The 25,115-nt window shown below is 42.2% G+C and carries 20 protein-coding genes; 3 read left to right on the top strand and 17 right to left on the bottom strand.

Annotated elements, in window-relative coordinates:
- Positions 1-61: 61 nt before the first annotated feature.
- Complete coding sequence (locus ACIRUQ_RS04210) at positions 62-3,526, top strand: pyruvate carboxylase (protein ID WP_055288909.1); 3,465 nt, start codon at positions 62-64, stop codon at positions 3,524-3,526.
- A 142-nt stretch (positions 3,527-3,668) separates the two neighbouring features.
- Here ACIRUQ_RS04210 and ACIRUQ_RS04205 read toward each other — a convergent pair whose 3' ends face one another.
- From ACIRUQ_RS04205 to ACIRUQ_RS04190, 4 genes are read right to left on the bottom strand one after another with little or no spacing between them, the layout of a single operon-like run.
- Positions 3,669-4,910: a DNA polymerase IV gene (locus ACIRUQ_RS04205; protein ID WP_055288911.1), complete on the bottom strand. Its 1,242-nt coding sequence runs from the start codon at positions 4,908-4,910 to the stop codon at positions 3,669-3,671.
- Positions 4,907-5,173: an HTH domain-containing protein gene (locus ACIRUQ_RS04200; protein WP_055288913.1), complete on the bottom strand. Its 267-nt coding sequence runs from the start codon at positions 5,171-5,173 to the stop codon at positions 4,907-4,909. The genes ACIRUQ_RS04205 and ACIRUQ_RS04200 overlap by 4 nt, the downstream gene beginning before the upstream one ends.
- A gap of 29 nt (positions 5,174-5,202) precedes the next feature.
- Positions 5,203-6,690 (bottom strand): hypothetical protein, encoded by a 1,488-nt coding sequence (locus ACIRUQ_RS04195; protein WP_055288916.1) that lies wholly within the window; start codon positions 6,688-6,690, stop codon positions 5,203-5,205.
- A 48-nt stretch (positions 6,691-6,738) separates the two neighbouring features.
- A complete protein-coding gene (locus tag ACIRUQ_RS04190) occupies positions 6,739-7,755 on the bottom strand; it encodes an aldo/keto reductase (RefSeq protein WP_055288918.1) in 1,017 nt (338 codons plus the stop codon).
- Between the two features lie 230 nt (positions 7,756-7,985).
- On the opposite strand from ACIRUQ_RS04190, the gene ACIRUQ_RS04185 reads away from it, so the two are divergent.
- Both ACIRUQ_RS04185 and ACIRUQ_RS04180 read left to right on the top strand, forming a co-directional pair.
- Positions 7,986-8,354, top strand: a complete 369-nt coding sequence (locus ACIRUQ_RS04185) for a PadR family transcriptional regulator (RefSeq protein ID WP_055288920.1) — start codon at positions 7,986-7,988, stop codon at positions 8,352-8,354.
- A gap of 2 nt (positions 8,355-8,356) precedes the next feature.
- Positions 8,357-9,676, top strand: coding sequence for an FtsW/RodA/SpoVE family cell cycle protein (locus tag ACIRUQ_RS04180; protein ID WP_055288922.1), 1,320 nt, complete (start codon positions 8,357-8,359; stop codon positions 9,674-9,676).
- A 132-nt stretch (positions 9,677-9,808) separates the two neighbouring features.
- Here ACIRUQ_RS04180 and ACIRUQ_RS04175 read toward each other — a convergent pair whose 3' ends face one another.
- From ACIRUQ_RS04175 to ACIRUQ_RS04115, 13 genes are all read right to left on the bottom strand, one after another.
- Positions 9,809-10,987 (bottom strand): phosphoribosylaminoimidazolecarboxamide formyltransferase, encoded by a 1,179-nt coding sequence (locus tag ACIRUQ_RS04175; protein ID WP_021737674.1) that lies wholly within the window; start codon positions 10,985-10,987, stop codon positions 9,809-9,811.
- A gap of 101 nt (positions 10,988-11,088) precedes the next feature.
- Positions 11,089-11,805, bottom strand: coding sequence for an IMP cyclohydrolase (locus tag ACIRUQ_RS04170; RefSeq protein ID WP_055288924.1), 717 nt, complete (start codon positions 11,803-11,805; stop codon positions 11,089-11,091).
- A 255-nt stretch (positions 11,806-12,060) separates the two neighbouring features.
- Positions 12,061-13,425: a PFL family protein gene (locus tag ACIRUQ_RS04165; protein ID WP_021737672.1), complete on the bottom strand. Its 1,365-nt coding sequence runs from the start codon at positions 13,423-13,425 to the stop codon at positions 12,061-12,063.
- A 170-nt stretch (positions 13,426-13,595) separates the two neighbouring features.
- The gene (locus ACIRUQ_RS04160; RefSeq protein WP_044962534.1) at positions 13,596-13,880 is read right to left on the bottom strand and encodes an ACT domain-containing protein; all 285 of its coding nucleotides are present in this window, start codon (positions 13,878-13,880) and stop codon (positions 13,596-13,598) included.
- 134 nt (positions 13,881-14,014) lie between these two features.
- Positions 14,015-14,812 carry an MBL fold metallo-hydrolase gene (locus tag ACIRUQ_RS04155; protein ID WP_021737670.1) on the bottom strand — a complete coding sequence of 266 codons (798 nt, stop codon included), beginning with the start codon at positions 14,810-14,812 and terminating at the stop codon, positions 14,015-14,017.
- Positions 14,813-15,448 (bottom strand): dephospho-CoA kinase, encoded by a 636-nt coding sequence (coaE, locus tag ACIRUQ_RS04150; RefSeq protein WP_044962533.1) that lies wholly within the window; start codon positions 15,446-15,448, stop codon positions 14,813-14,815.
- A 227-nt stretch (positions 15,449-15,675) separates the two neighbouring features.
- Positions 15,676-18,309 carry a DNA polymerase I gene (gene polA / locus ACIRUQ_RS04145; RefSeq protein WP_055288927.1) on the bottom strand — a complete coding sequence of 878 codons (2,634 nt, stop codon included), beginning with the start codon at positions 18,307-18,309 and terminating at the stop codon, positions 15,676-15,678.
- Position 18,310: 1 nt separating this feature from the next.
- Positions 18,311-20,104, bottom strand: coding sequence for an aminopeptidase P family protein (locus tag ACIRUQ_RS04140; protein WP_055288929.1), 1,794 nt, complete (start codon positions 20,102-20,104; stop codon positions 18,311-18,313).
- A gap of 82 nt (positions 20,105-20,186) precedes the next feature.
- Complete coding sequence (yqeC, locus tag ACIRUQ_RS04135; RefSeq protein ID WP_055288931.1) at positions 20,187-20,792, bottom strand: selenium cofactor biosynthesis protein YqeC; 606 nt, start codon at positions 20,790-20,792, stop codon at positions 20,187-20,189.
- Positions 20,783-21,619 carry a selenium-dependent molybdenum cofactor biosynthesis protein YqeB gene (yqeB, locus tag ACIRUQ_RS04130; protein WP_055288933.1) on the bottom strand — a complete coding sequence of 279 codons (837 nt, stop codon included), beginning with the start codon at positions 21,617-21,619 and terminating at the stop codon, positions 20,783-20,785. The genes yqeC and yqeB overlap by 10 nt, the downstream gene beginning before the upstream one ends.
- 171 nt (positions 21,620-21,790) lie before the next feature.
- The gene (gene tig / locus ACIRUQ_RS04125; protein ID WP_055288935.1) at positions 21,791-22,750 is read right to left on the bottom strand and encodes a trigger factor; all 960 of its coding nucleotides are present in this window, start codon (positions 22,748-22,750) and stop codon (positions 21,791-21,793) included.
- Between the two features lie 241 nt (positions 22,751-22,991).
- Positions 22,992-23,672, bottom strand: coding sequence for a YoaK family protein (locus tag ACIRUQ_RS04120; RefSeq protein WP_021737662.1), 681 nt, complete (start codon positions 23,670-23,672; stop codon positions 22,992-22,994).
- Positions 23,673-23,731: 59 nt separating this feature from the next.
- Entirely contained in the window at positions 23,732-25,072 is a 1,341-nt protein-coding gene (locus ACIRUQ_RS04115; RefSeq protein WP_055288937.1) for a threonine/serine exporter ThrE family protein, read from the bottom strand.
- Positions 25,073-25,115 lie beyond the last annotated feature (43 nt).

Genomic DNA, 25,115 nt, shown 5'->3' with positions numbered 1-25,115 from the left:
TCGGCACTGAGGGGAAAATTTTCAATAATTAAGAAAGAGTTAAATCAAAGGAGTATGACACATGAACAATCAGGTACAGATCAGAAAATTTAAAAAAGTTCTGGTAGCAAATCGTGGCGAGATCGCCATCCGTGTATTCCGAGCCTTAAATGAGCTGGGAATCACAACCGTCAGCATTTATTCCAAGGAAGACCGTTATGCACTCTTCCGTTCCAAAGCAGATGAATCTTATCCGCTGAATCCGGAAAAAGGTCCGATCGATGCCTATCTCGATATTGATACGATCATCAAGATCGCGCTGGCAGCTAATGTCGATGCTATCCATCCAGGCTATGGATTTTTATCAGAGAATCCGGATTTTGTAGATGCCTGTGAGCGAAACGGCATTGTATTTATCGGACCTTCCAGCCAGATCATGAATGCAATGGGCGATAAGATTTCTTCCAAAAAAATGGCCATTGATGCGCAGGTACCGATTATTCCCGGTGTTGATTACGCGATCAAAGATATTGACACAGCAACAAAAATTGCAGCAGAAGTCGGTTTTCCGATTATGCTGAAAGCTTCCAACGGTGGTGGCGGACGCGGTATGCGTATCGTAAACACGATGGAAGATCTGGAAAAAGAGTTTAATGAAGCAAAAAATGAATCCAAGAAAGCATTCGGCGACGACAAGATTTTCATTGAGAAATACCTGCGTGCACCAAAGCATATCGAAGTACAGATTTTAGGTGATAATTACGGAAATGTCGTTCATCTGTATGACCGTGACTGTTCCGTACAACGCCGGCATCAGAAAGTGGTAGAATATGCACCTGCATTTTCTATCCCGGATGAGACCCGTCAGATTATTTTTGACTCTGCAATCCGCCTTTCCAAAGCAGTTGGCTACCGCAATGCAGGTACTCTGGAGTTCCTGGTTGATGCAGACAACAACCCATACTTTATCGAAATGAATCCTCGTATCCAGGTGGAGCATACTGTCAGCGAGGAAATCACAAATATTGATCTGGTGCAGTCTCAGATTCTGGTGGCGGAAGGTTATCCGCTTGATTCAGATGAGATCAATATCAAATCTCAGGACGATGTTCACTGCGATGGTTACTCCATCCAGACCCGTGTCACCACTGAGGATCCTGCAAATAACTTTATGCCGGATACCGGTGAGATCACTGTTTACCGTTCCGGTTCCGGAAAAGGTATCCGTCTTGATGGTGGTAATGCCTACACAGGAGCTGTCATCTCACCTTACTACGATAGCCTTCTGGTAAAAGCAATCTCCCACGACCGCACGTTTGCCGGTGCTGTTCGCAAATCAATCCGTACCTTACAGGAAATGCGTATCCGTGGCGTAAAAACAAATATTCCGTTCCTGATCAATGTACTGCATCATCCGACCTTTGTTGCCGGAAAATGTTATACAACTTTCATTGAGGAAACACCGGAGCTGTTCCAGCTCACACAGAGTCAGGACCGCGCAACCAAAATCATTGAATTCATCGGTGACCGTATTGTCAACTCCCAGAAAGGTCAGAAACCGCACTATGAAAACCGTGTGCTTCCAAAGTTGGATCAGTCTAAACCAGTATACGGTGCCCGTGACGAATTCCTGAAGCTTGGTGCAGAAGGTTTTATGCAAAAAATTCTGAAAGAAGATAAATTATATGTAACAGATACTACTATGCGTGATGCACAGCAGTCTCTGATGGCGACACGAATGAGAAGCAAAGACCTGTGCGGTGCTGCCTATGCTACAAACGCATACATGCAGAATGCTTTTTCTGTCGAAGCATGGGGTGGTGCTACTTATGATACAGCATACCGTTTCTTAAAAGAATCTCCGTGGAAACGTCTGGAACTTCTCAGAAACCGTATGCCAAACACTCTGATCCAGATGCTGCTGCGTGCTTCTAATGCCGTTGGATACAGCAACTATCCGGACAATGTTGTTCAGGAGTTTATTAAAATCTCCGCTTCCCATGGTATTGATGTGTTCCGTATTTTTGATAGTCTGAACTGGGTTGAAAATATGAAAATGCCGATTGATGAGGCATTAAAAACAGGTAAGATCGTTGAAGGAACCATTTGTTATACCGGCGATATCACAAGCCCGAAAGAGACAAAATACACGCTGGATTATTATGTAAATATGGCCCTTGAACTGGAATCCTTAGGATGTCATTCCATTGCCATCAAAGACATGGCAGCACTGTTAAAACCGCGTGCTGCAAAAGAGCTCGTAACTGCTCTGAAGAAAGAACTTCATGTGCCACTCCATCTGCATACACACGATTCTACCGGAAATGGTGTCAGCACTGTTCTGATGGCCGCCGAGGCAGGTGTAGATATCGTGGATCTGGCCATTGAATCCATGTCTTCCATGACAAGTCAGCCTTCCATGAATGCGGTTGTAGAAGCTCTGCGGGGAAGCAAACGTGATACGGGTCTCGATTTTGAGGAACTGGATGAACTCAGCCGCTACTACGGCCGCATCCGTAAAGTTTACGAGCAGTTTGAAAGTGATATGAAAGCTCCGAATGCCGAAATTTACAAATATGAAATTCCTGGTGGACAGTATTCCAACCTCTTGGCTCAGGTTACAAGCATGGGTTCTGCAGATGAATTTGAATCCATCAAAGCATTATACAAAGATGCCAATGATCTGCTTGGAAATATCGTAAAAGTTACTCCGACTTCGAAAGCTGTTGGTGATCTGGCCATCTTTATGTTTAAAAATGGCCTGACAAAAGAAAACATCCTGACTGCAGGTGCAGGACTTTCTTATCCGGATTCTGTCGTCTCCTACTTCCAGGGTATGATGGGACAGCCTTACGGCGGATTCCCGAAGGAGCTTCAGAAAATCGTTCTGAAAGACATCGAACCGCTGACAGACCGCCCGGGTAAATCTCTCCCACCGGTTGATTTTGAATCCATCAAGAAGCATCTGGTTGAGAAATATAATTATGGTGATAAATCGGAAGAAGTCATGAACCAGAAAGCGATCAGCTATGCCCTGTATCCGAAGGTTTATGAAGATTACTGCGAGCATTTCCAGATGTACAATGATGTAACCCGTCTGGAAAGTCATGTTTACTTCTACGGATTACGCAAAGGCGAAGAGACTTACCTGAATATCGGTGAAGGAAAACAGCTTCTGATCAAATATCTGGAGGAAGGTGAACCGGATGAAAATGGTGTTCGCACTCTTACGTTCCAGGTAAATGGTATGCTTCGTACTGTCAAGATCCAGGATAAGAATCTTGAGATCAAAGCTGACCGCAAACTGAAAGCTGACAAGACAAACCCGCAGCATCTTGGTTCTTCTATCCCAGGTACAGTTGGAAAAGTTCTTGTAAAAGAAGGCGATGCCGTAACAGAAAACATGCCACTTCTCACTGTAGAGGCCATGAAAATGGAGACAACTGTTGTATCCAAGATTACCGGTACCGTCGACAAGATTTATGTTCAGCAGGGAGATACCGTATCACAGGATGATCTGTTGATATCCTTCCATATTGCGAAATAAAAACATACTTCCGAAAACGAAATTAGTATAAAGAAAACAACATAGCAGACACGGGCGCTTTTCTATCGTCTTGCTATGTTGTTTTCTTTTTTACATTTTTTCGTTTTCTACGTTATGGAGCCGCCAGTGCAACAAATTCTGCTTACACGCCCTTATGAATGGCATCATCTCCATAACGCTTTTTTATTTTTGCGATCGCATCGTCTAAACTTGCCAGTTTTTTCTGTTTCTGTGCTTCTTTTTCACGCCTCAGTTCTTCCTTTTTTTCCTGCTTCTGATACCTTGCCAGATCGAACAGACTGATCTGTGTCGGTTCTTCTTCATCCTGCAATTTTGTGGTTCGGATTCCAAGCAGACGGATTGGTTCGCCATCCCAGAGTTCATCAAACAGCTGACAGGCACACTGATAGATTTCCGCTTCCTCTGCTGTCGGTGTCAGTATCGTTGTCTGGTGTGATACGGAACGAAAAGATGCATATTTAATCTCCGTGCTGATCTGTGCTGCCAGAAAATGATGTTTTTTCAGGCGCACTGAGACACTGGTCGCCAGTTCTTTTAATACAGCATATGCCTCTTCTTCTGTCTCTGCATTGTTTGCCAGTGTCGTGGAATTTCCCACACCCTTTGCTTTCGGTTTTTCTTTTACAACCTGTCCTTCATCGATGCCGTTTGCGTAATTCCAGAGCATTCCACCATGGCTTTTCAGCCAGCTTTCTACTACTGCCTTATCCGTATGCGCCAAATCTCCAATGGTACGGATTCCCATTTTCTGTAGTAGTTTTGCACTGCTTTTTCCACACATATGTAGAGAACTGATTGGCAATGGCCAGAGTTTTTGCTGGATTTCACTTACATATAAGGTATGAACTAAATTCGGTTTTTTGAAATCCGATGCCATTTTTGCCAATACTTTTCGATCTGAAACTCCTACATTTACTGTAAATCCTAAGGTATCATATACACTGTCCTTGATGTAAGTTGCTGCTGCCTCCGGAGTCGGAAACTGACTTCGAATTGGTTCAAAAGACATATAACACTCATCGATGCTGACCTGCTCAATTTCGTCACAGATACTGCGCAGGTGACGCATCAGTTTCTGGCTCATTTCCCGATAATAGGTGTGATCCGGTGGAACCATCACAAGCGTCGGACACTTTTGAAATGCACTGGCAACGGTTTCTGCCGTCTGAATTCCAAAGGCTTTTGCCGGGATGGATTTCGCAACGACGATTCCATGGCGGGTTTCCTGATCTCCGCCTACAATGGATGGAATCGTGCGCAGATCCAGTTTGCTTCCATTTTGTAATTCCCGCAATGCACTCCAGCTTAAATAGGCGGAATTTACATCAATGTGAAAAATGATAGAATTATCGTTTAATATCATAATATCTCCCAATGTCCACTATATCCACTGCCAATATACTTAATATTATTCATCTCCTTTATATGTCGCTTTATCGTCCTTGTACTTACCTCTAATATTTTTGACATTTGTTCTGTACTTACCTTACCATCTATCTTTATTAAATTTATAATCTGTGTATCCAAATCATTTGAATTAACATCTTGAGTGACATCTTGAGTGACATCAAGTTCTAGCTTTTTATCATATTCTGTTGCCTCTCCAATTAAATCTCTAATATTCATATAGATACTCACCCTCTACATTTTCTTTTTTATAACTGTGCCTTTATCCATGTCGCTAATTTTTTTCGCTTATATTTTTTAGCAAAATCAATTGGCTGCTTCCCATCAAATGTATGTAATTTTAAATCTACTGCCGGCAGCTTCATCCAAATATCATATAGTGGATGCAATTCTTCTTCTGTAAACGGCAACGCCATCATCAGTTCAATCGGAAGTACATTTTTCTCCCCTGCCTGATTAGGATCCGCACCTGCTTCAAACAGTTGTTCACAAAGTTCTGCTGTCTGCAAAACATCGTAATTTTTTCTTCGGAATAACATATGATATGGCCCATCAAAATCTCTGGTTTTCTTTTCTAAAATACAATTTTTCTTTTCCTTATTACATCTTGACAATAAAAACGAAGATATTTCATAGCAGCTTCCCATATCCGGATTAGACAGTGCATAGTATATCAGGCCTCTGTCATAAAAATACTGCATTTCATCATCTTCTCGAAATTTCTGTAAAAATTCTTCTGTTGTTCCCCACGCTGCAATCCACGCAATATCACGTTTTACTATGTGTTGTAACTTGCCTGAGGAATAAACCTTTTGAAAAAGCTTATCAGCAAATAACTCTGTATCAACAATACTTTTCTTCTTTCCGTTTTCTTTTAATGTAATCTGAGGAATTAAATCCGAAATCTGATTCAGATACCCATAGTTTTCAGGATAATTTACCAGTAGTTCGCCATTCTGTTTATGTCCACAACGATATAACTCATATTCTTTGCAGAATGATTTTACATTTGGAAGTGCTATTGTTTCAAACAATTCTGCTCCAAGATAATGCTCTGCCAAAGCGAACAGACCGTGTGCAAAAATATTAATCACTTTATTATATTTTTCATTTCCATAGCCGATATATGTAGTATTTTCTGTTACACGCTGTTCTTCTATACAAATTTGTTCTATAAGTTCCGTCAGATTTTCTGTACGTTTTTCCCACAAATCCATAAGATACTGAACAATTAAAATATCATACTTACGCTGTTTTCGTGCCAGAAACTTTTCTGCCAATACAAGGGCTTCATTCATCATCGTTTCATCTTTGTAAAATATTCCCATAAACAGATTCGGAATCGTATCATATGGGACTGCCGTGCCACAAAGGCCAAGACTATGTGGCATCGCTTTTTCCACAAATTCTCTGTCATTACAGGCTAATGCAGTTACAGATACGCCAAAGAACCTCACATGATTACATCCTCCATCTAAAGTTGCACTCGATGAAAAATGCAGGCGGTTTCCCTGATAAATTCCATAGAACATATCGGGAAAATCTCCGCTTTCACAGGACAAACAACTTCCAAGATAACTCAATTCATCCGCAGCATTCCGACATTGTTGAAACAATGTTTCCTGAAATCGAAACGGCTCTGTAAATTCTGGAAGCAATTCAGATTCTTTTTCCTTTATTGAATATATAGACAACATTTTCTTTAACTGTTTTGCTATCTCCTTGCACTGTGTCATAGTTTCTCTCTCCTATATCCTAAGGCGGACATTCGCAATCCGCTTTCACTACTTGCTCATGAACGCAGTTGCTTTGCAACCTGCGTTCAGATAACGACTCTCTTCCTCAGATAATTCCACTGTAAATGCACGCAGATTTTCTTCCAATCTGAATGCCTTTGTTGTACTCACAAGCACATATATATTCAAATCCTGTCGGAACATCCAGGCAAGTGCAATCTGTGACACGGTGCAGCCTTTTTTCTCTGCCAGCTCTTCACAGCGTGCCAGACGTTCAAAATTATCATGGCACACATAGCCTTTCACGCAAAATGGATCTAATATTTCTGCCGCCTGTACTTCCTGACTGCTTTTGATCCTGCCCGCCATTAAACCACGCGCCAGACTGGAATACGCGATGATTGGCATCTGATTCTCCTGATACCAGTTTCGGGCCGCTTTGTTTTGTTTTCCGGTTATGGTTACACAGTTGCCGCCCCATGGATCAGCTATCTGCTCTGCCAGTCCAAAATGAGGACTGGAAACAGAAAATCCCTGAAGCTGATGCTCTTTTGCATAACGATTTGCTTCTTCGATTCTCTCATGTGCCCAGTTTGATACGCCAAATACTTTGATTTTTCCTTCTTTTTGCAATTCATTTAAAGCATCGATCATTTCACTGACTGGTGTTTTGGGATCATCGCGATGCAAGAGATAGATGTCAATGTAGTCTGTCTGTAATGCCTGTAAGCTCTCAGCCAGTTCTGTCTCGATCACCTTTCGATTTACGCACACCGAACCGTCTGAATCACAATTCCCACATTTACTGATCACCACTACCTGTTCACGATTGTCGCGTCGCTTCATCCAGCCGCCAAGTGATTCTTCTGCCCGTCCATAGCCTCTTGCTGTATCAAATGTATTGATTCCTTTTGCAAACGCTGCATCTAATAGCTCATCTGCATTTTTTCCTTCTATCATCGGACCGATGGCTGTGCCAAAGACCATGCGTGAAACTGTTTTTTCCAGTCCTGGTATTTTGCCATATCTGCATAGTTTGCCACTTTCATAAATATCGTTCCCCATACTATCCCTCTTTTTTTTCAGACTAGTGTTTTCCCTATTGTAACATACTATCTTTTTTCATTCCATTCCTATCTTGACATATATAGATGTTCGATATATATTATATATAGATAATCTATATAGCAAAATATGAGTTCTGGTTCATTTAGATAAAGTTCCATAAGCAATTACAAATGGAGATACTTTTAACTAAATACCGATACCCATCTATTTCAAAGGAGGATTCACTTATGGCAGTAGACAAAAGTCTGATTTCCGGAAGCACTACAATGCTGATTTTACGGCTTTTGGAAGGGAAAGACATGTACGGTTACGAAATGATTGAAACATTACAGGAAAAATCCCAGAATGTATTTCAATTGAAGGCAGGCACTCTTTACCCGCTGCTTCACTCTCTGGAAGAAAAAGGCTATGTTTCTTCTTACGAAGATTCCATCGGCCAGAAAACACGAAAATATTATTCGCTGACAAAAAACGGAAAAAATTTTCTCTCTCAGAAAAAAGAAGAATGGAAAGAATATTCTTCAGCTGTTGCTAATATCCTGACAGCTGATCGAAATACCATCTTTCCAGTATTAAAACCACAGATGGAGGGCTAGGTATGAGCAAAAAACGATATATGGAACTGCTGCTGGAGCAGATTCGAAACAAACGTGCAAAAGAACTGGTAGCGCATGAAATCACCTCTCACATCGAAGATCAGGAAGAGGCCTACCGCGCTCAGGGACTGACGGCTTATGATGCGGAACGCAGAGCTGTGCTGGATATGGGTGATCCAGTAGAAACAGGAGTGTCACTTGACGCCGTTCACAAACCGAAAATGTCCTGGAGTATGGTCATTCTGACAGCCATTATCTCCCTGCTTGGAGTGTTTACGATTGGAATGATATGCAAGGGAACTTCGGATTTTTCAACTATTTCACTGTTAAGAAAACAGATTATTTATCTGATGATCGGATTTGGAATCATGCTTTTTATCTGTAAAACAGATTACAGTCGGATTTTTCAACACTCTGGTATACTGGCCATCCTTTATCTTGTATTTCTTATCTTGCAGGATATGCAATTTGTACGCCTCTTTTCCAATGCGGTAACAATTCCTTATCTGCTCAGTATCCCCATTTTTTGCGGATTACTGTACAAATTTCGAAAACGAAGCTGGTATCATCTGCTGATTCCTGTTGGATTTATGCTTGCATCTATCCTGCTAATGCGTTACCAATGGTTCTTTGTATCTTATAAACTGGTTCTTGTATTTATAAGTGCCGTACTCGTTACTGTGGTAATTTGTAACAATTGGTATCCGGTTCACAAAAGAATCGTTTTACCAATACTCTGGAGTTGCGTAGTTGGCATTCCGACACTTTCCTTACTGGTACCGTACAAATTTCAAAATCTGTTCCCACCGTATGTTTCTGCCCGCATTTCCAACTGGATCTATCCGTTTTCCGTTGAAAATGCAAATCAGTCTATGGTACATGAAGCAATGACAAGAAGTACTTTGTTTGGGCACAGTACGACTTTAATCATGGATCTGAATTCCCTGATCAGTGATTACATGGTCGTAAATGTAACATCACGATATGGTATCATTCCAGCTTGTATTCTTGCTGTTTTATTTATTGTATTCTGTATTCGTCTGTTTTATCTGGCTTTAAACCAGAAAAATCAACTTGGTATGATTCTTGGACTTGGATGCAGTCTGGTTTTGACCGTAGAAGTTTTCAAATATTTTCTTATGAACCTTGGTTTCATTCCAATGACATACGGATTTCTCCCACTATTTTCCTATGGTGGAAGCGTTACGATCATTTCCTATATATTTGTTGGTATTTTGCTGAGTATCTACCGAAATCAGAATCTCATTGATGAAACCAGACAGAAACACTTGCGTATTCATTTTACAATTGAACAGGAATGACTTATAACGCAAGAAAGTACTTTTAATAAAAACATCCGACAGATTTCCAGATGCACCTTTTATGCATCTGACCTCTGCCGGATGTTTCATTTTTATTCTATTTTTTCTCTGTCAAAAAATTGCCTCACCGATTTAGTGATGGAACAGACGAATGCCTGTAAAGCACATTGCCATATTGTATTTGTTGCAGGTATCAATGACATGATCATCACGAATGGATCCGCCCGGCTCAGCCACATATTTTACGCCGCTCTTGTGTGCACGCTCAATATTGTCGCCAAATGGGAAGAATGCGTCAGATCCCAGTGCAACATCTGTGTTTTTATCCAGCCATGCACGTTTCTCTTCTGCTGTAAATACAGGTGGTTTTACTTTAAAGATATTCTCCCATGCGCCATCTGCAAGCACATCCATGTACTCATCTCCGATGTAAAGATCAATAGCATTGTCACGATCTGCACGTTTGATACCATCTACAAACTGAAGATTTAATACCTGTGGAGCCTGACGAAGGAACCAGTTATCTGCTTTCTGTCCTGCCAGACGTGTACAATGGATTCTGGACTGCTGTCCTGCACCGATTCCGATAGCCTGACCACCTTTTGCATAACATACAGAGTTGGACTGTGTATATTTCAGTGTGATCAGCGAAATGATCAGGTCGATTTTAGCAGAATCCGGAATTTCTTTATTCTCTGTCACAATATTTCCAAGGAAATCGCGGTCGATTTTCAGCTCATTTCTTCCCTGCTCAAAAGTCACACCAAATACCTGTTTGTGCTCAATCGGGTCCGGAACGTAGTTTGGATCGATTTCGATGACGTTATATTTACCACCTTTTTTTGCTTTCAGGATTTCCAGTGCTTCCGGCTCGTAACCCGGAGCGATCACACCATCGGAAACTTCACGTTTGATGATTTTTGCTGTACTTGCATCGCAAACATCAGACAGAGAAATGAAATCACCGAAAGAAGACATACGGTCTGCACCTCTGGCTCTTGCATAAGCACTTGCCAGCGGAGAAAGTTCACCAAGATCATCTACCCAGTAGATTTTGCTCTCTGTCTCTGTCAAAGGAAGTCCTACTGCTGCGCCAGCCGGAGATACGTGTTTGAAAGATGTTGCTGCCGGAAGTCCGGTTGCTGCTTTCAGCTCACGTACTAACTGCCAGCCGTTGAAAGCATCCAGGAAGTTGATGTATCCCGGTTTTCCGTTTAATACTTTGATTGGCAGATCTGCACCGTTCTCCATATAAATACGGGATGGTTTCTGATTTGGGTTACAGCCATATTTTAACTCTAATTCGTTCATTCTGATTCCTCCGATAACTATGTGTTCACACAAACGTTTTTATCAAATATCTGCATGACTTGCCGTGTTTTTATTTCAACAAAAAATAATGTCGATAAAAATTAATCCTGATGTTTGTTTACGATACGTGTCTCATAAGTACCGTCTGCAATGTTGATATAACGCACAAACAGGGAAACTTTATTATCTGCGTTTAAGCTCTCCCATAAAAGATTTGTATACTCATCAATATTATCCACAACATCTATCAGCTCCGGCTCTCCTTCAAAACTTGGAAGTGGATTGCCATCGTTCATATAAGTATGGATGAAACGTGCCTCACCTGCAGCCGGTGTCTCATAAGCGAATGTATAACGGTTACATCCATCCGGATTGCCATTGTTGCTCTTTAAAATAGACATTGCATAACTGAATTTTCCGTTTTCCACATGCATGATACCGGAAATACGCGGTGTGTAGTTCGGACCGTCCGGCTCAAACTCACGGCAACGTAAAGACTGCTCAAATGTCATCTGGCGATCCATCTGATCATAAATGGTATCTGTCTGATCTCCGTTTGTTACAATTGTTTTATTTCCCAATACACGAACCGGTGCGTAGATAATAAGACTCGGATCTTCCAATTTAGACGGATCGTATGCCTGTGTGCGGATGCCTTCACCATCCTCTACAAATACACGGTTTCTGCTGTTTTCACTTCTTCCCATGATAAAGTACGCGGTAACGGCTTTACTTCCATCGGATGTTCTGCCGATGATAATGCCTCTTCCCGGGTAAGAATTCTCCTGTAACTGCTTTGCAATAGAACGCATTTCCATATCATGTCCTCCTTCGTGTGGTACCCCTTGTCATGGTTAATTATTATAGAATCATTCACCGTTCTTTTTTGATAAAAATGAATCCTGCTGTGAATTTTTCTCATCTATTCAAAGTGTAACATGCCAAATATATTTTTACAACCACCGATTCTTATTAATACCATTAATTTATTTACTTATTTTTATTAGATTTATTAATATATCTTTTTTTAAAAATCCCCACAGCCGGTTATACTGTGGGGATAATAGATACAGTTAATTTTTGAAGCTGTGGATTGGAGCCGGAATACGTCCCTGACGATTTACAAAGTTTGCGCAGGAATACTGGTTTACCGGCATGATCGGTGCATAGCCTAACAGGCCACCAAACTCTACCATCTCGCCAACACCTTTTCCGATAACCGGAATCAGACGAACCGCTGTGGTTTTCTGATTTACCATACCGATTGCCATCTCATCGGCAATAATACCGGAAATTGTTGTAGCCGGTGTATCTCCAGGAATAGCGATCATATCCAGACCTACGGAGCATACACAGGTCATCGCCTCTAATTTTTCTAAAGTCAGTGCATTTGCTTTTACGGCATCGATCATTCCCTGATCTTCACTGACCGGGATAAAAGCACCACTTAATCCACCAACATAGGAAGATGCCATGATACCACCTTTTTTCACCTGATCGTTCAGCATAGCTAATGCTGCCGTTGTACCCGGTGCTCCGGCGTACTCCAGACCGATCTCCTCAAGGATTTCCGCTACACTGTCACCAACTGCCGGTGTCGGAGCCAGAGACAGATCAATGATTCCAAACGGAATACCAAGCATTTTGGAAGCTTCTTTTGCTACCAGCTGACCAACACGGGTAATCTTGAATGCGGTCTTTTTGATTGTCTCACACAGTACCTCGAAGCTCTCGCCTCTTACTTTTTCCAGTGCAGTCTTTACAACACCAGGTCCGCTGACACCCACATTGATGATGGCATCTGCTTCTGTCACACCGTGGAACGCACCTGCCATAAATGGATTGTCATCCGGTGCATTACAGAATACTACCAGTTTTGCACAGCCAAGAGAATCTGCATCTTTTGTATATTCTGCTGTCTCTTTGACGATTTCACCCATAAGACGTACAGCATCCATATTGATACCTGTCTTGGTAGAACCAAGGTTTACAGAGCTGCAGACGCGCTCCGTGCAGGCAAGTGCCTGTGGAATGGAACGGATCAGCAGTTCATCCGCAGTTGTCATACCTTTGCTTACCAATGCGGAATATCCGCCAATGAAGTTGACACCTACTTCTGCTGCCACACGGTCTAAGGTCTGTGCGATCGTCACATAATCTTCCGGCTTTTTGCAGGCAGCTGCACCGATCATAGCGATCGGAGTTACAGAAATTCGCTTGTTTACAATCGGAATACTGTAACGGTTTTCGATTGTTTTTCCTGTTTTTACAAGATCTTTCGCCAGCGTAGTGATTTTATTATAAATATTCTGATTTACTTTATCCAGATCAGAATCAATACAGTCTAATAAACTGATTCCCAGTGTAATGGTACGAACATCCAGGTTTTCCTGCTCGATCATCTTGTTCGTCTCATTTACTTCAAACATATTTATCATTGGTCGTAATCTCCTTTTCCAGTGTTTTCTTAGATGCGGTGCATCATATCAAAAATTTCTTCTCTCTGGCATCTGATCTTTACGCCAATTTCTTCGCCAAGCTGCTCTAATTCTTTTACGCAGTCTGCAAATGGTTATCATTGGTCGTAATCTCCTTTTCCAGTGTTTTCTTAGATGCGGTGCATCATATCAAAAATTTCTTCTCTCTGGCATCTGATCTTTACGCCAATTTCTTCGCCAAGCTGCTCTAATTCTTTTACGCAGTCTGCAAATGGTTTTGCTGAGCTGCTCATATCCACGATCATCATCATATTAAAGAAATCCTGTACAATTGTCTGGGAAATATCCAGTACGTTGATACTGTTACTTGCAAGGTAGGTGCATACTTTTGCAATAATACCTACGGTGTCTTTTCCTACTACTGTGATAATTGTTTTGTCTGTTGTCTTTTCCATTGTGTTCTCGCGCATATGCGCTCTCCTCTCTCAAAATTGCGGTCACAAAAAGATTATTATCTCGTGATTTCATCACTCAATAATTTCGCCGTTCGTCAAGAGTGAGCAAGCTCCCTCTGACTCTCTTGCGCTCATTATATCCTGACTAATTCAGAAACCTCATCCCGCTTGGCAACTACCATCGGGAAATCACTTCCCTTGTAGGGATTTTCTCCCATAGTCACTTCCATACGGACGGTCTCCCATGCAAGCTGCGGATAATTATTCTCTTTGCTCAAATGACCTAAAATCACTTTTTTAAACCCGTCATGCAATACTTTGCCAAGCAGCTGCCCGGACAGGTCATTGGACAAATGTCCCCGGTCTCCAAGGATTCTCCGTTTTAACTGATACGGATACGTTCCTGCCTGCAACATATGTACATCATGATTGGCTTCTAACAATAATACATCCAATCCCTGCAATTTGTCTACAATATAATTATCATATTTTCCAAGATCTGTGATAATTCCCATGGATTTATCACCCTGATACATCATATATGCCACCGGTTCTGCCGCATCATGAGACGTCGGTACCGGGGAAATCCTCATATCCCCGATGGTAAAATCCTCCTCCGGATGAATCACACGAAACAGGGATTCATCCACTTTTCCAATGGCTGATTTTTCTTTTATGGCATCAATGGTTCCCTGTGTGGCATACATGGGAAGTCCATATTTTCTTGCCAGGACTCCAAGACTTTTGATGTGATCAGAATGCTCATGTGTTACAAGAATCCCGTCCATCTCTGCCGTTTTCAGTCCGATCTCATTGAGTCCGGCTTCAATCCGTTTGCCGCTGATTCCGGCATCCACAAGGACATGACAGTGATCCGTACCTGCATAAATACAGTTTCCGCTGCTGCCGCTTGCTATACTACATAATTCCATTTATTCCTCCGTTGTCTGACGCTTCTGTACTTTTTCCACCTGGCGTGCTTTCATTAATGCATCAATCTGGCTGAATGCATCTTCCGGCAGATGATTGTTATCGATTTCTTCTCTGCATACTTCCCGATAAGTACTCTCTGAAAGCTGGCTGGCAAATATATTGTCAATTTTTTCATCGGAATACCCACGATTTAACTTCAATCGTTCTCTCCGATTTTTCTCAGAAGTATAAATATACCACAGTTCGTCACAAATTTCATCATAATGTTCTTCGATCAGAAGAGCAGCTTCCAAAATCAGCACTTTATTCTTCTGTTCCGCACGCTCCCGGTTCATTTCATCAATAACATACTGCTTTACCGCCGGATGTACGATATTATTTAGTGCAAGCCGTTTCTCCTCATCGGAAAACAAGACCTGTGCCATCCTTTTTCGGTCAATCTGTCCATCTGCTTCAAATACCTGATCCTTTGCAAACAATTCCTGTAACTTCCGATAACAGTCTCTGCCCGGCTCCATCACATCATGGGCGATTTCATCTGCCAGCATGACACGGCATGGATAATTGCTTTCAAGGTAGCTCAGAATTGCTGTTTTTCCGGCGCCGACACCGCCTGTAATTCCTATAAAATGCATATCATTGTATGTTAATTCAGAGTTGTCATATCTGTTTTGATACAGCAACTCTGAATATTTCCTTTCTGAAAAAATGATTTCTTGACATTTATGGCAAATGCACGTGAAACCTGGTGCGTGATTCTGCGCAACATAATCTGACATATCTCCTCAGAATCACTGCACTCTACACTTCGTTTCGGTCGGCGCAAAACCATTGTCTCCCAGACAATGTGCGCCCTCGCAGATCAGTGTGCTTCAAACCAGTTTCTGCCAGACTTCACATCAACTTCCAGCGTTACAGCCAGATCTGCGGCATGACGCATTTCCTCTGCCAGTAGTGTTTTTACATACTCTTCTTCGTCAGCTGCTGCCTCAATCAGAAGTTCATCGTGCACCTGCAGGATCAGTTTTGATTTTAACTGTTCCCGCTCCAGGCGCTGTTTTACCCGGATCATCGCAATCTTGATAATATCCGCTGCCGTTCCCTGGATCGGAGAGTTCATAGCAATTCGCTCACCAAAAGAACGCTGCATAAAATTGCTTGATGCCAGTTCCGGGACAGGTCTGCGTCTGCCAAACATCGTCTCTGCATAGCCTTTTTCTTTTGCGTCAGTTACCAGTCGGTCGAGAAATATCTTGATGCCCGGATAGGTTTCAAAGTAGCTTGCGATATAACCTTCTGCTTCTTTTCGTGTAATACTCAGATCCTGACTCAGGCCAAAGGAACTGATACCATACACGATACCAAAGTTTACCGCTTTTGCATTTCGTCTCTGAAGATCTGTCACTTCTTCCAGCGGTGTATGGAACACCTGGGAAGCAGTGATCCGGTGAATATCTTCTGCATGCTGATAAGCTGCGATCAGGTTCTGATCCCCGGACATATGTGCCAGCACACGCAGCTCAATCTGAGAATAGTCCGCATCGATAAATACATACCCTTCTTTTGGCACAAAAACTTTTCGGATCAGACGACCAAGTTCCATACGGATCGGGATATTCTGCAGATTCGGCTCTGTGCTGCTGATACGCCCTGTTGCTGTAATCGTCTGATTAAAGGTACTGTGGATTCTTCCATCCGGAGCAATACACAGTGCCAGTCCATCCGCATAAGTGGATTTTAATTTGGTAAGCTGACGATACTCCAGAATTTCTGATACGATCGGATAGTCCGGAGCCAGACGTTCCAGGACATCCGCAGCGGTAGAATATCCGGTTTTTGTTTTCTTACCGTTTGGCATCTGCAGTTTTTCAAACAAGATCACTCCCAGCTGTTTCGGAGAATTGATATTAAACGTCTCTCCTGCCTTTTCATAAATGGAAGTCTCCAGTTCCGAGATTCTGCCAGTAAGCTGTGCACCATACGCTTCCAGTTCTGCCTTTTCTGCGCGGACACCTTCTTTTTCCATATCTGCCAACACATATACCAGCGGCATCTCGATCTCATCATACAGTTTTTTCATACCGTGATCTTCTAACTGTTCCAACAACTGATTTTTTGCCGCAATGCAGGTATAAGCCTCATAGCAGACCATCAATTCCAGTGCCTCCGGCTTCTCCTCTGCCGCTTTCTTAATCTTTAACTTTCCAAGCAGATCCAGCTTAGACGGCACCATCAGTCCCAAAATATCTCTTGCAAGGTCATCGTAAGTATACTCATTTTTCAACGGATTCAATAAGTATGCGGCGATGGTAGTGTCAATGCAATTCTTTGTCTCCGGTACACGGACATGCTTCAATAATCCTTTCAAATCAGGCGTTATAAGTGTATCCAGTCCGTCACAAAGTTTCTGGACCTGTTCTTCCAGATATCCTTCTGTCACAAATCCGCCGCAGGTCAGATAAACAACGTTCTGATTGCTTTTTGCCACTGCCAGACCATACACAGTTCCTGCTTCTTCAAAGAAAGACACTGCCGCCTCTTTTGCGGAAAATCCATCAAAAAAGTTCTGAATCTCATCAAGTTCATGATACACATGGAAATATTTTTCCAGATCGTTCTGTGACATATCATCTGAAAAACGGGTCAGCATGTTTTTGAACTCCAAGCGTTTCATATATACATACGCTTCCGGTGTATACAAATCTGTCAGTTTTGCCGCTTCCATGTCAAATTCAATCGGTACATGTACTTCGATGGTAGCCAGTGTCTTGCTCATCTGCGCCATATCATAGTGCTCTTCCAGATTCGTTTTCGCACGTTTTGGTGTAATTTCTTCCAGATGTGCATAGGCATTTTCAATGCTCTTGTAAGCAACGATCAGATTCGTAGCAGTCTTCTCTCCGATACCCGGAACACCCGGAATATTGTCGGAACTGTCACCCATCAGAGCCTTCACATCGATAAATTCCTTTGGTGTAACCTGATAACGTTCCACTACATCAGCTGCATAATAATCTTCAATCTCCGTACCGGTTCGTTTTGTCTTAGGAATCCGGATTTTTACTTTTTCCGTAGCAAGCTGCAACAGATCACGGTCACCGGAAATAATACTGACATCCATGCCCTGTACTTCTGCCATACCTGCAATCGTTCCAAGCAGATCATCTGCCTCATACCCCGGCATTTCCACGATTTTGATGCCCATGGCCTGCAAAACTTCCTTCATGACAGGCACCTGCTCCCGCAATTCCTGAGCCATCGGTTTTCTCGTTCCTTTATAGGCGTCAAACATCTGATGGCGGAACGTCGGTTCGCTTCGATCAAAAGCCACTGTCAGATAATCCGGTTTCTCCTCATCCAGAATCTTGAACATAATGTTTAAAAATCCATATACTGCATTCGTATGCAGTCCTTCCGAATTCGTCAACGGCGGAACTCCGAAAAAGGCACGGTTTAAAATACTATGTCCATCAATCAGTACGATTTTTTTACTCATACTAAATCTCCCTTGTGTACTCTTTGAGCCATTCACGCTCATCATCATTCAGATACGGAGATATTTTTTCCCATACCATTTTATGATATGCATTCAGCATTTTTTTCTCACGGCAGGTCATCTCATCCGGATCGATTCCATCCAGATCGATCGGAGCATAAGTAATATTTTCAAACTGCATGAACTGACCATATTCGTTTTTCTCTGCTTTCACGCAGATCAGCTCATTCTCGGTACGGATGCCGTACTCACCTTCCAGATATACACCCGGCTCGTCCGTAGTGATCATACCTTCTTCCAGTCTGCCGCTGTCATTGCGCTCTGCAACAACTCTCCAACGGAAGCCGTTCGGTCCCTCATGTACATTCAGGATATGTCCGACACCATGTCCGGTTCCGCATTTATAATCAATCCCCATCTCCCATAATGGTCCACGACTTAAAATGTCTAAATTTAATCCGCTGCATCCATACAGGAATTTTGCATTTGCAAGGTTCAGATTAGATCTGCAAACCGTTGTAAAATGCAGCTTCTGTTTGTCAGTCAGAGGTCCAAGTACAAAGGTTCTTGTAATATCTGTCGTTCCCTCGTAGTAATGTCCGCCGGAATCTACCAGTAAAAATCCTTCCGGTTTTAACTCTGCTGCTGTCTCTTCTTTTGCAGAATAGTGCATCATAGCTGCATTTGCGCCATAAGCACTGATATTGTCAAAACTCAGGTCCAGGAAATTCTCCTGCTCGGCACGCAAGCTGTCCAGATATTTTCCTGCAGTATACTCTGTGATATATTCTTTTCCGACATGTGTCTTTAACCAGTACATAAATTTGGTTACAGCCACACCATCTTTTAAGTGTGCGATTCTTGTATTTTTTAACTCTGTTGCATTTTTGATGGCTTTCATACGCTCGGATGGATTCAGGTCATCTACAACTTTTAATCCTTCCGGAAATGCCATACGGATACGATAATTGATGGTATGTTCGTCCATCAGCATTACTTTGTCTGCTGCAAGTTTTGCTGCTGCATCGTATATCTCATCATAAGCACAAACAGTAATGTCATTGTCTGCCAGATAAGCTCGTACTTCATCAGTCAGTGTCTCTGCATGGATAAACAGTGTGCAGGCATCTTCCTCGATCATCAGAAAAGATAAAAATACCGGCACATGGGAAATGTCGTTTCCACGCAGGTTTAAAATCCATGCAATATCATACAGAGAGCTGATCAGATGTACCTGTGCACCTTTTTCTTTCATTACTTCACGGATTCTTCCTAATTTGGAGGCTGTGGTCTCTCCGCTGTATTCATCGGTTAAAATCCATACTTTCTCTGTCGGAAGCTGTGGTCTGTCTGTCCAGATCTCGTTTACCAGATCTTTTGCAACGAACAGACTTCCCTGCTTTTTCTCAGCAATTTTCGCATATGCTGCTCCATCTGCGCTGGAAAGAACTCTTCCGTCAAATCCGATCACACCGCCCTGTGGAAGTTTATCATCTACAAACTCTTTTACAGTTGGTACGCCTTCCTCAGACATACGGTACAGTGTGATGGTGCTGCCTGCAAGCTGTTGCTCAGCCTGAATAAAGTAACGTCCATCTGTCCACAGACCTGCTTCTGTCAATGTCACTACCAGTGTTCCTGCAGATCCTGTAAAACCGCTCATATAAGAACGTGATTTGAAATATTCACCGACATACTCTGACTGGTGAAAATCTGCGGTCGGAATCATGTAGATATCCATGTTGTTTTCTTTCATTTTTTCCCGCAAAACTGCGAGTTTTTCCTGAATTGTCATATATCTATCCTCCATGTTACTTATAATTTTTATCTTATACTCATAGCAATCTGGCTGAGCAGATTTTTATGAGATATTAGTGTTAGTAAAAGGTCAACGGTTCTGAATCAAAAAAATGACTGTGATCTGCCGGAAAAAATCTAATTTTTGCATTCGGGTATTTTTCCTGTAATGGTTTCTGATAGCCTTCCAGATACAGTTTTCCAAGGTGTGTTTCTGTCACCAGATCCGTATCCGAAACATCCAGACACTGTTTTACCAGTTCCAGTCGATGACTTACCTCACAAAAGGGATGTCCGATGGCATGCAAACCCATGACCACCTGGATCTCATTTACGTTTTCCGGGATCACCGGTTCATGTGCGGCCGGGAATTTAACCGGCATATGCTTTGATCCGTCTGCCTCTACCAATACAATATCTGCAAGCTCACAGGCCTGCTTATAAATTTCTTCTAGCAGTGATGCAATTTTCCCTTCTTTCACCGGACTTCCACAGATACAAACATGCTGTTTTTCCAATTGCTGTCGGATATCTTTCAGATTTTCGGATAAAACCATGCCCGGTTCCAACCCCATATGAGTTGTCGTTGTGACCAGAACGCTTTTTCCCTGCTGCACATATTCTCTTGCAAGATTTTTGATCCGGCTTGTCTTGCCGCCGGCGCCCACAATTGCAATTACATACATTGTGCATCACCTTTTTCTAATTGCTGCTTTAATACAAAATATGCTTCCACGACACCACCTGCAATACATCTTGCTTTATCCGAAATCGTAAAACAATTCTCGTATTCGTTCAGTCGTGGATCAATATCTGCCATCTTAAAACCTTTGGTAACCGGATATCCTTCCCGGATCAATCCACGGAGTAAACCGGACAGACTTGCCGGAACTTCTGTCCGCGTTCCGTCCGCGCCTTCAATCCATGCAATTGACTCTCCTTCTTCTACAATATCCGTAATTTTTGCAATATTGTGCAAAATACCTGCTGCCGGAGCATGGATCACGCGCTCTGCTGCATAGCCGCCGATCCTACCAGGCACACCCGTATTTGCAATGGCTTTTCCTTCATGGATGACTCTGCCAAGTTTATGACCACGCATGGTTTCAACAACAGCATCACAATCCTGACCTGCTGTAAATCCCGGTCCAAGCGCAATCGTGATTGGTGCCATATCGCGTGTGGTTCCAAGATTCTTTTTGGCAAGAATTGCATCTACCACCGCCACCGGTTTGAATCGTTTCAAACAGTTTCCATTCGGGTCAATGAGCATCGTCAGCTTATTTTCCTTCAGAAAATGCTCCGCTTCGTCTTCATCCTTCGCCAGAAAACACTCCATATCCTCTACTTTGGAATGACCTTCATATACTGCCTCACTGAATGCCACATTTCTGCGGATTGCAGATGGATGCGCAATCTCCAATATTAATACCGAAAAACCGCATTTTTTCAATTTATAAATCGTTCCGGTTGCAATATCTCCACCACCACGAACGACAATCAGATTTTTCATACTAACCTCTCATTTCTTCCCTCTGATTTTCATCCTTTCTATCTTATCACAAAATCGACAGATATGAAATAAAGAGATACACCATTTTCATGATATATCTCTTTATTTTGCAAATATCGTATATTTGCTGCTATCAATTCTGTTCTCACAATTCTCGATTTATCCGTATTATTATGCCTCAACAGCCTCTTTTACGATAAACTCAAGTGCCTGCTTGGAAAGGATATCCTCTGCAACCATAGCTACTCCACGCTCACCCATCATCTCACGCAGCTGCTCTGCCGGCATCTGATAAGACATTGCCATTGCAGCGATTGTCTGATCTACATCCTCGTCTGTATAGGAAAATCCTTCTGCTTTTGCAATCTCCTGTAAAACAGCCTGTCCTTTTAACATGGAAAGGGCATCTTTTGCCGCATACTCCTCAAACAGTTCTTCTGTTAATCCGTTGTACTGCAAATACTGCTCGAATGTATTTCCTGCATTGCGAAGCTGTGCAAGAAGATTGTTTTTAAGCTGCTCTTTGCGCTCGTCAATGAATTCCTGCGGAACTTCGATTTCAGACGCCTCTACGATCTGCTCCAGAACTTTGTTTTCTTTCTCCATATCTGCCTGATTCTGTTTGAAATCATGGATTGATTTCTTTACAAACTCCTCAAACTCTGCAACGGTTTTGCACTGGGAGATTTTCTGAACTACTTCATCAGAAAGTTCCGGAACAAAGCTGCTACGGACACCTTTTACTGTAACTTTGAATGTAGCTTCTTTTCCTGCAAACTCTGCTGCATGATAATCTTCCGGAAATGTAACAACAACGTCTACGTTGTCATCTTTTTTTACGCCTACTAACTGATCTTCAAATCCCGGAATGAATGTATTGGAACCAAGTTTTAATGGGAAATCTGTACCGTCTCCACCTGCAAATGCTTCTCCGTCGATGTAACCAACAAAGTCAATAACTGCCTCATCGCCAAGTTCTGCCGCACCGTCTTTATCCTGCGTTGTTACCGCATACTGTCTTGCACGCTCCAGTTCTGCCTTTACCTCTTCCTCCGTAATGATAATCTCTGCTTTTTTTACCTCTACTCCTTTATAATTTCCAAGAGTAACCTGAATTTTTTTCTCGCTCATCGCTTCCTCCAAAAGTATTTTCATTTTTCAAAATCATTTTTGACTTTGAATGTACGTTTTTTCTGATCAGTTTTTGGCTTTGCCCAGATCCTCATTCTCCAGATTGAAAAGGATCTGCCTGTATTTTTTCAGCCAAATCTTATTCTGATTCATACTTTTCCAAGTATACGATATTTTGCAGCACATTTCCATCACTTTATGATTTTTTCACATATTTCGTCACTATATTCTACGTTTTTGGCTATTTTTCCTGAATAAACATCAGGAAAAATCCAACCATCAGTAAAAAACTGGAAAACCAGATTGTTTGCAGGTTAAAAACTGGAATCAGAATACTGCCAATACCTGCTCCAAATGCAAATAAAATAATGATTCCAAAATAATGAAAAGCTTTGTACAGAATCTGGCGATTATGTGACTGACGATAGGCACAGAGTGCTTCCATTCCGCTGCGGATATTTCCAATACACATGGTGCTTGCAAATGCATAACTGTCAACTTTACGAAACGTCTGTACCTGCATGGCACAGGAAAATGAGACGAAAGCATTTGCCACCAGATCCATTTTCCCCGGTAAAAATCCAACCAGAAATAACATGCTCATTTCTATCAGTATGACAATCTGCCTCCAGTGAATTCGGCCTATATTCTGAAAATGCTGACGAATTTCAGTTGCCGCCGCAACACCAAACATAAAAGACAGTACCGGCATCAGATATCGCATAACATCTGCCCAGTTTCCCGCAAAAATATGCTGGCTGAGCAGCACAATATTACCGGTTTGTGCATTTGCAAATACATGTCCTCTTGAAATATAAGTATACATATCCTGCAAACCACCGGACACGGAAAGAAAAGCTGCTGTCAGAAACGATTCCGACATTTGCTTTTTCGAACAATAATGCATCCGTAATTTTTTCATGTTTCCTCCTAATCCAAATCATCAGGTACCATAACGAAATGTTTCCCCAACCAAAATCATCAGGTACAATAACGAAATGTTTTATCTGTAAGAATTCTGGCAAATATCAACCCTAACGGTAACGCAAAAATAATCAGAAGAGCTGATGCAAACCAGGAAGAGGCTGCTGACAGATCCATGTTTCCCAGATTATAAACTGCTTTATACAGATACAGTCCCGGAACCATGATTACAATCGATGGAACCGTAATGGAAATTCTTGGATATCCAACCATTCTTTTCAACGCAGACGCCAGAACTCCTGCAGCAACTGCCCCGGCAAATGCAGCCACCGGCGCCGGGACAGAAGTGATATCCAGCATTTCCAGTCGCAGCGTATTAGATACAGCTCCTATTATTCCAGCCGCAACAGCAAGTTTCCATGGACTGTTGAACATAACAGAAAATCCGAATACACCGCCAAAGCTTGCGCAGATACGCAACACAATCCACTGCCAGAGTCCAAGGCTCATCGTAGTAAATGACAGCGGTTTTAACCCCAGTACCATCGCCAGAACCCAGGCTGTCATAGTCGCAACCGATATAATAATAACGGAATACATCATCCGTTCCATTCCGGATCGCAAATCCAGTTTTGCCAGATCAATCCCACTGGTAATAAAAGGGAATCCCGGTATGATAAAAAGCATGGCACAGATATATCCTGCCTCGTGCTCCACTTTTACATCAAAGCAGATCTCCAGTAATTTCAGCATAACAGAATAAGAAAGACATGCTGCTGATATTGACACAATAATGCACAAAAACAGCGTATAATGATGTTTCGAAAGCTTACACCGGATATAATTGCCAATTCCTGCACCGGCAAAAGCACACAGCATCTCAATGGGGCCACCGCCAAGCAGAAATGTAAAACAGGCACAGGCCAATGCTGCTGCGACTGCCAGTGTAACAGGTGAATACAATCCATGTATTTCTTCTATCTTATCAAGTATCGTATGTATTTCTTCACAGCTTTTTGTAATTTCCCGTTCTTTAAAATGCATCACAAACTTTTCCAAGCGGTTCAGTTTCGATGTATTTACCCCCGTATTCGTCAGGCATAACGACTGACTGAATGCATCATTTCCATCAAAACAGGTATAATTGATTGACATCAGTCCGATATCCACGGTACATGTCATATCCAGCAAAGCCGACAGCTCATTCATGGAACTGCGCACACGCCAGGCACCTGTCCCACATGACAACATCATAAGTCCAACTCTCCCAACGACAGATGCCTTAGCCGGAAGGTCAGCGTCGACAATCGTTTTTTCTTCGGATTTATCCGCATATTTGTGCCATAAAATATCCATATGATTCTTTTTTACAATACTCTGATCATTGAATGTCCACATACAATGCACTCCCACTGAGATAAATTTGTTATTACTCACCACT

It is taken from the genome of Eubacterium ramulus (assembly GCF_045002895.1).
GTDB classification, from domain to species: domain Bacteria; phylum Bacillota; class Clostridia; order Lachnospirales; family Lachnospiraceae; genus Eubacterium_I; species Eubacterium_I ramulus.
This window is presented reverse-complemented; position numbering and strand designations above follow the sequence as displayed.

What these genes read in the sequence shown, in the direction of transcription:
- ACIRUQ_RS04210 (WP_055288909.1), top strand. Translation starts at nt 62, where the DNA reads ATGAACAATCAGGTACAGATCAGAAAATTTAAAAAAGTTCTGGTAGCA.
- ACIRUQ_RS04205 (WP_055288911.1), bottom strand. Translation starts at nt 4,910, where the DNA reads ATGATATTAAACGATAATTCTATCATTTTTCACATTGATGTAAATTCC.
- ACIRUQ_RS04200 (WP_055288913.1), bottom strand. Translation starts at nt 5,173, where the DNA reads ATGAATATTAGAGATTTAATTGGAGAGGCAACAGAATATGATAAAAAG.
- ACIRUQ_RS04195 (WP_055288916.1), bottom strand. Translation starts at nt 6,690, where the DNA reads ATGACACAGTGCAAGGAGATAGCAAAACAGTTAAAGAAAATGTTGTCT.
- ACIRUQ_RS04190 (WP_055288918.1), bottom strand. Translation starts at nt 7,755, where the DNA reads ATGGGGAACGATATTTATGAAAGTGGCAAACTATGCAGATATGGCAAA.
- ACIRUQ_RS04185 (WP_055288920.1), top strand. Translation starts at nt 7,986, where the DNA reads ATGGCAGTAGACAAAAGTCTGATTTCCGGAAGCACTACAATGCTGATT.
- ACIRUQ_RS04180 (WP_055288922.1), top strand. Translation starts at nt 8,357, where the DNA reads ATGAGCAAAAAACGATATATGGAACTGCTGCTGGAGCAGATTCGAAAC.
- ACIRUQ_RS04175 (WP_021737674.1), bottom strand. Translation starts at nt 10,987, where the DNA reads ATGAACGAATTAGAGTTAAAATATGGCTGTAACCCAAATCAGAAACCA.
- ACIRUQ_RS04170 (WP_055288924.1), bottom strand. Translation starts at nt 11,805, where the DNA reads ATGGAAATGCGTTCTATTGCAAAGCAGTTACAGGAGAATTCTTACCCG.
- ACIRUQ_RS04165 (WP_021737672.1), bottom strand. Translation starts at nt 13,425, where the DNA reads ATGATAAATATGTTTGAAGTAAATGAGACGAACAAGATGATCGAGCAG.
- ACIRUQ_RS04160 (WP_044962534.1), bottom strand. Translation starts at nt 13,880, where the DNA reads ATGGAAAAGACAACAGACAAAACAATTATCACAGTAGTAGGAAAAGAC.
- ACIRUQ_RS04155 (WP_021737670.1), bottom strand. Translation starts at nt 14,812, where the DNA reads ATGGAATTATGTAGTATAGCAAGCGGCAGCAGCGGAAACTGTATTTAT.
- coaE (WP_044962533.1), bottom strand. Translation starts at nt 15,448, where the DNA reads ATGCATTTTATAGGAATTACAGGCGGTGTCGGCGCCGGAAAAACAGCA.
- polA (WP_055288927.1), bottom strand. Translation starts at nt 18,309, where the DNA reads ATGAGTAAAAAAATCGTACTGATTGATGGACATAGTATTTTAAACCGT.
- ACIRUQ_RS04140 (WP_055288929.1), bottom strand. Translation starts at nt 20,104, where the DNA reads ATGACAATTCAGGAAAAACTCGCAGTTTTGCGGGAAAAAATGAAAGAA.
- yqeC (WP_055288931.1), bottom strand. Translation starts at nt 20,792, where the DNA reads ATGTATGTAATTGCAATTGTGGGCGCCGGCGGCAAGACAAGCCGGATC.
- yqeB (WP_055288933.1), bottom strand. Translation starts at nt 21,619, where the DNA reads ATGAAAAATCTGATTGTCGTTCGTGGTGGTGGAGATATTGCAACCGGA.
- tig (WP_055288935.1), bottom strand. Translation starts at nt 22,750, where the DNA reads ATGAGCGAGAAAAAAATTCAGGTTACTCTTGGAAATTATAAAGGAGTA.
- ACIRUQ_RS04120 (WP_021737662.1), bottom strand. Translation starts at nt 23,672, where the DNA reads ATGAAAAAATTACGGATGCATTATTGTTCGAAAAAGCAAATGTCGGAA.
- ACIRUQ_RS04115 (WP_055288937.1), bottom strand. Translation starts at nt 25,072, where the DNA reads ATGTGGACATTCAATGATCAGAGTATTGTAAAAAAGAATCATATGGAT.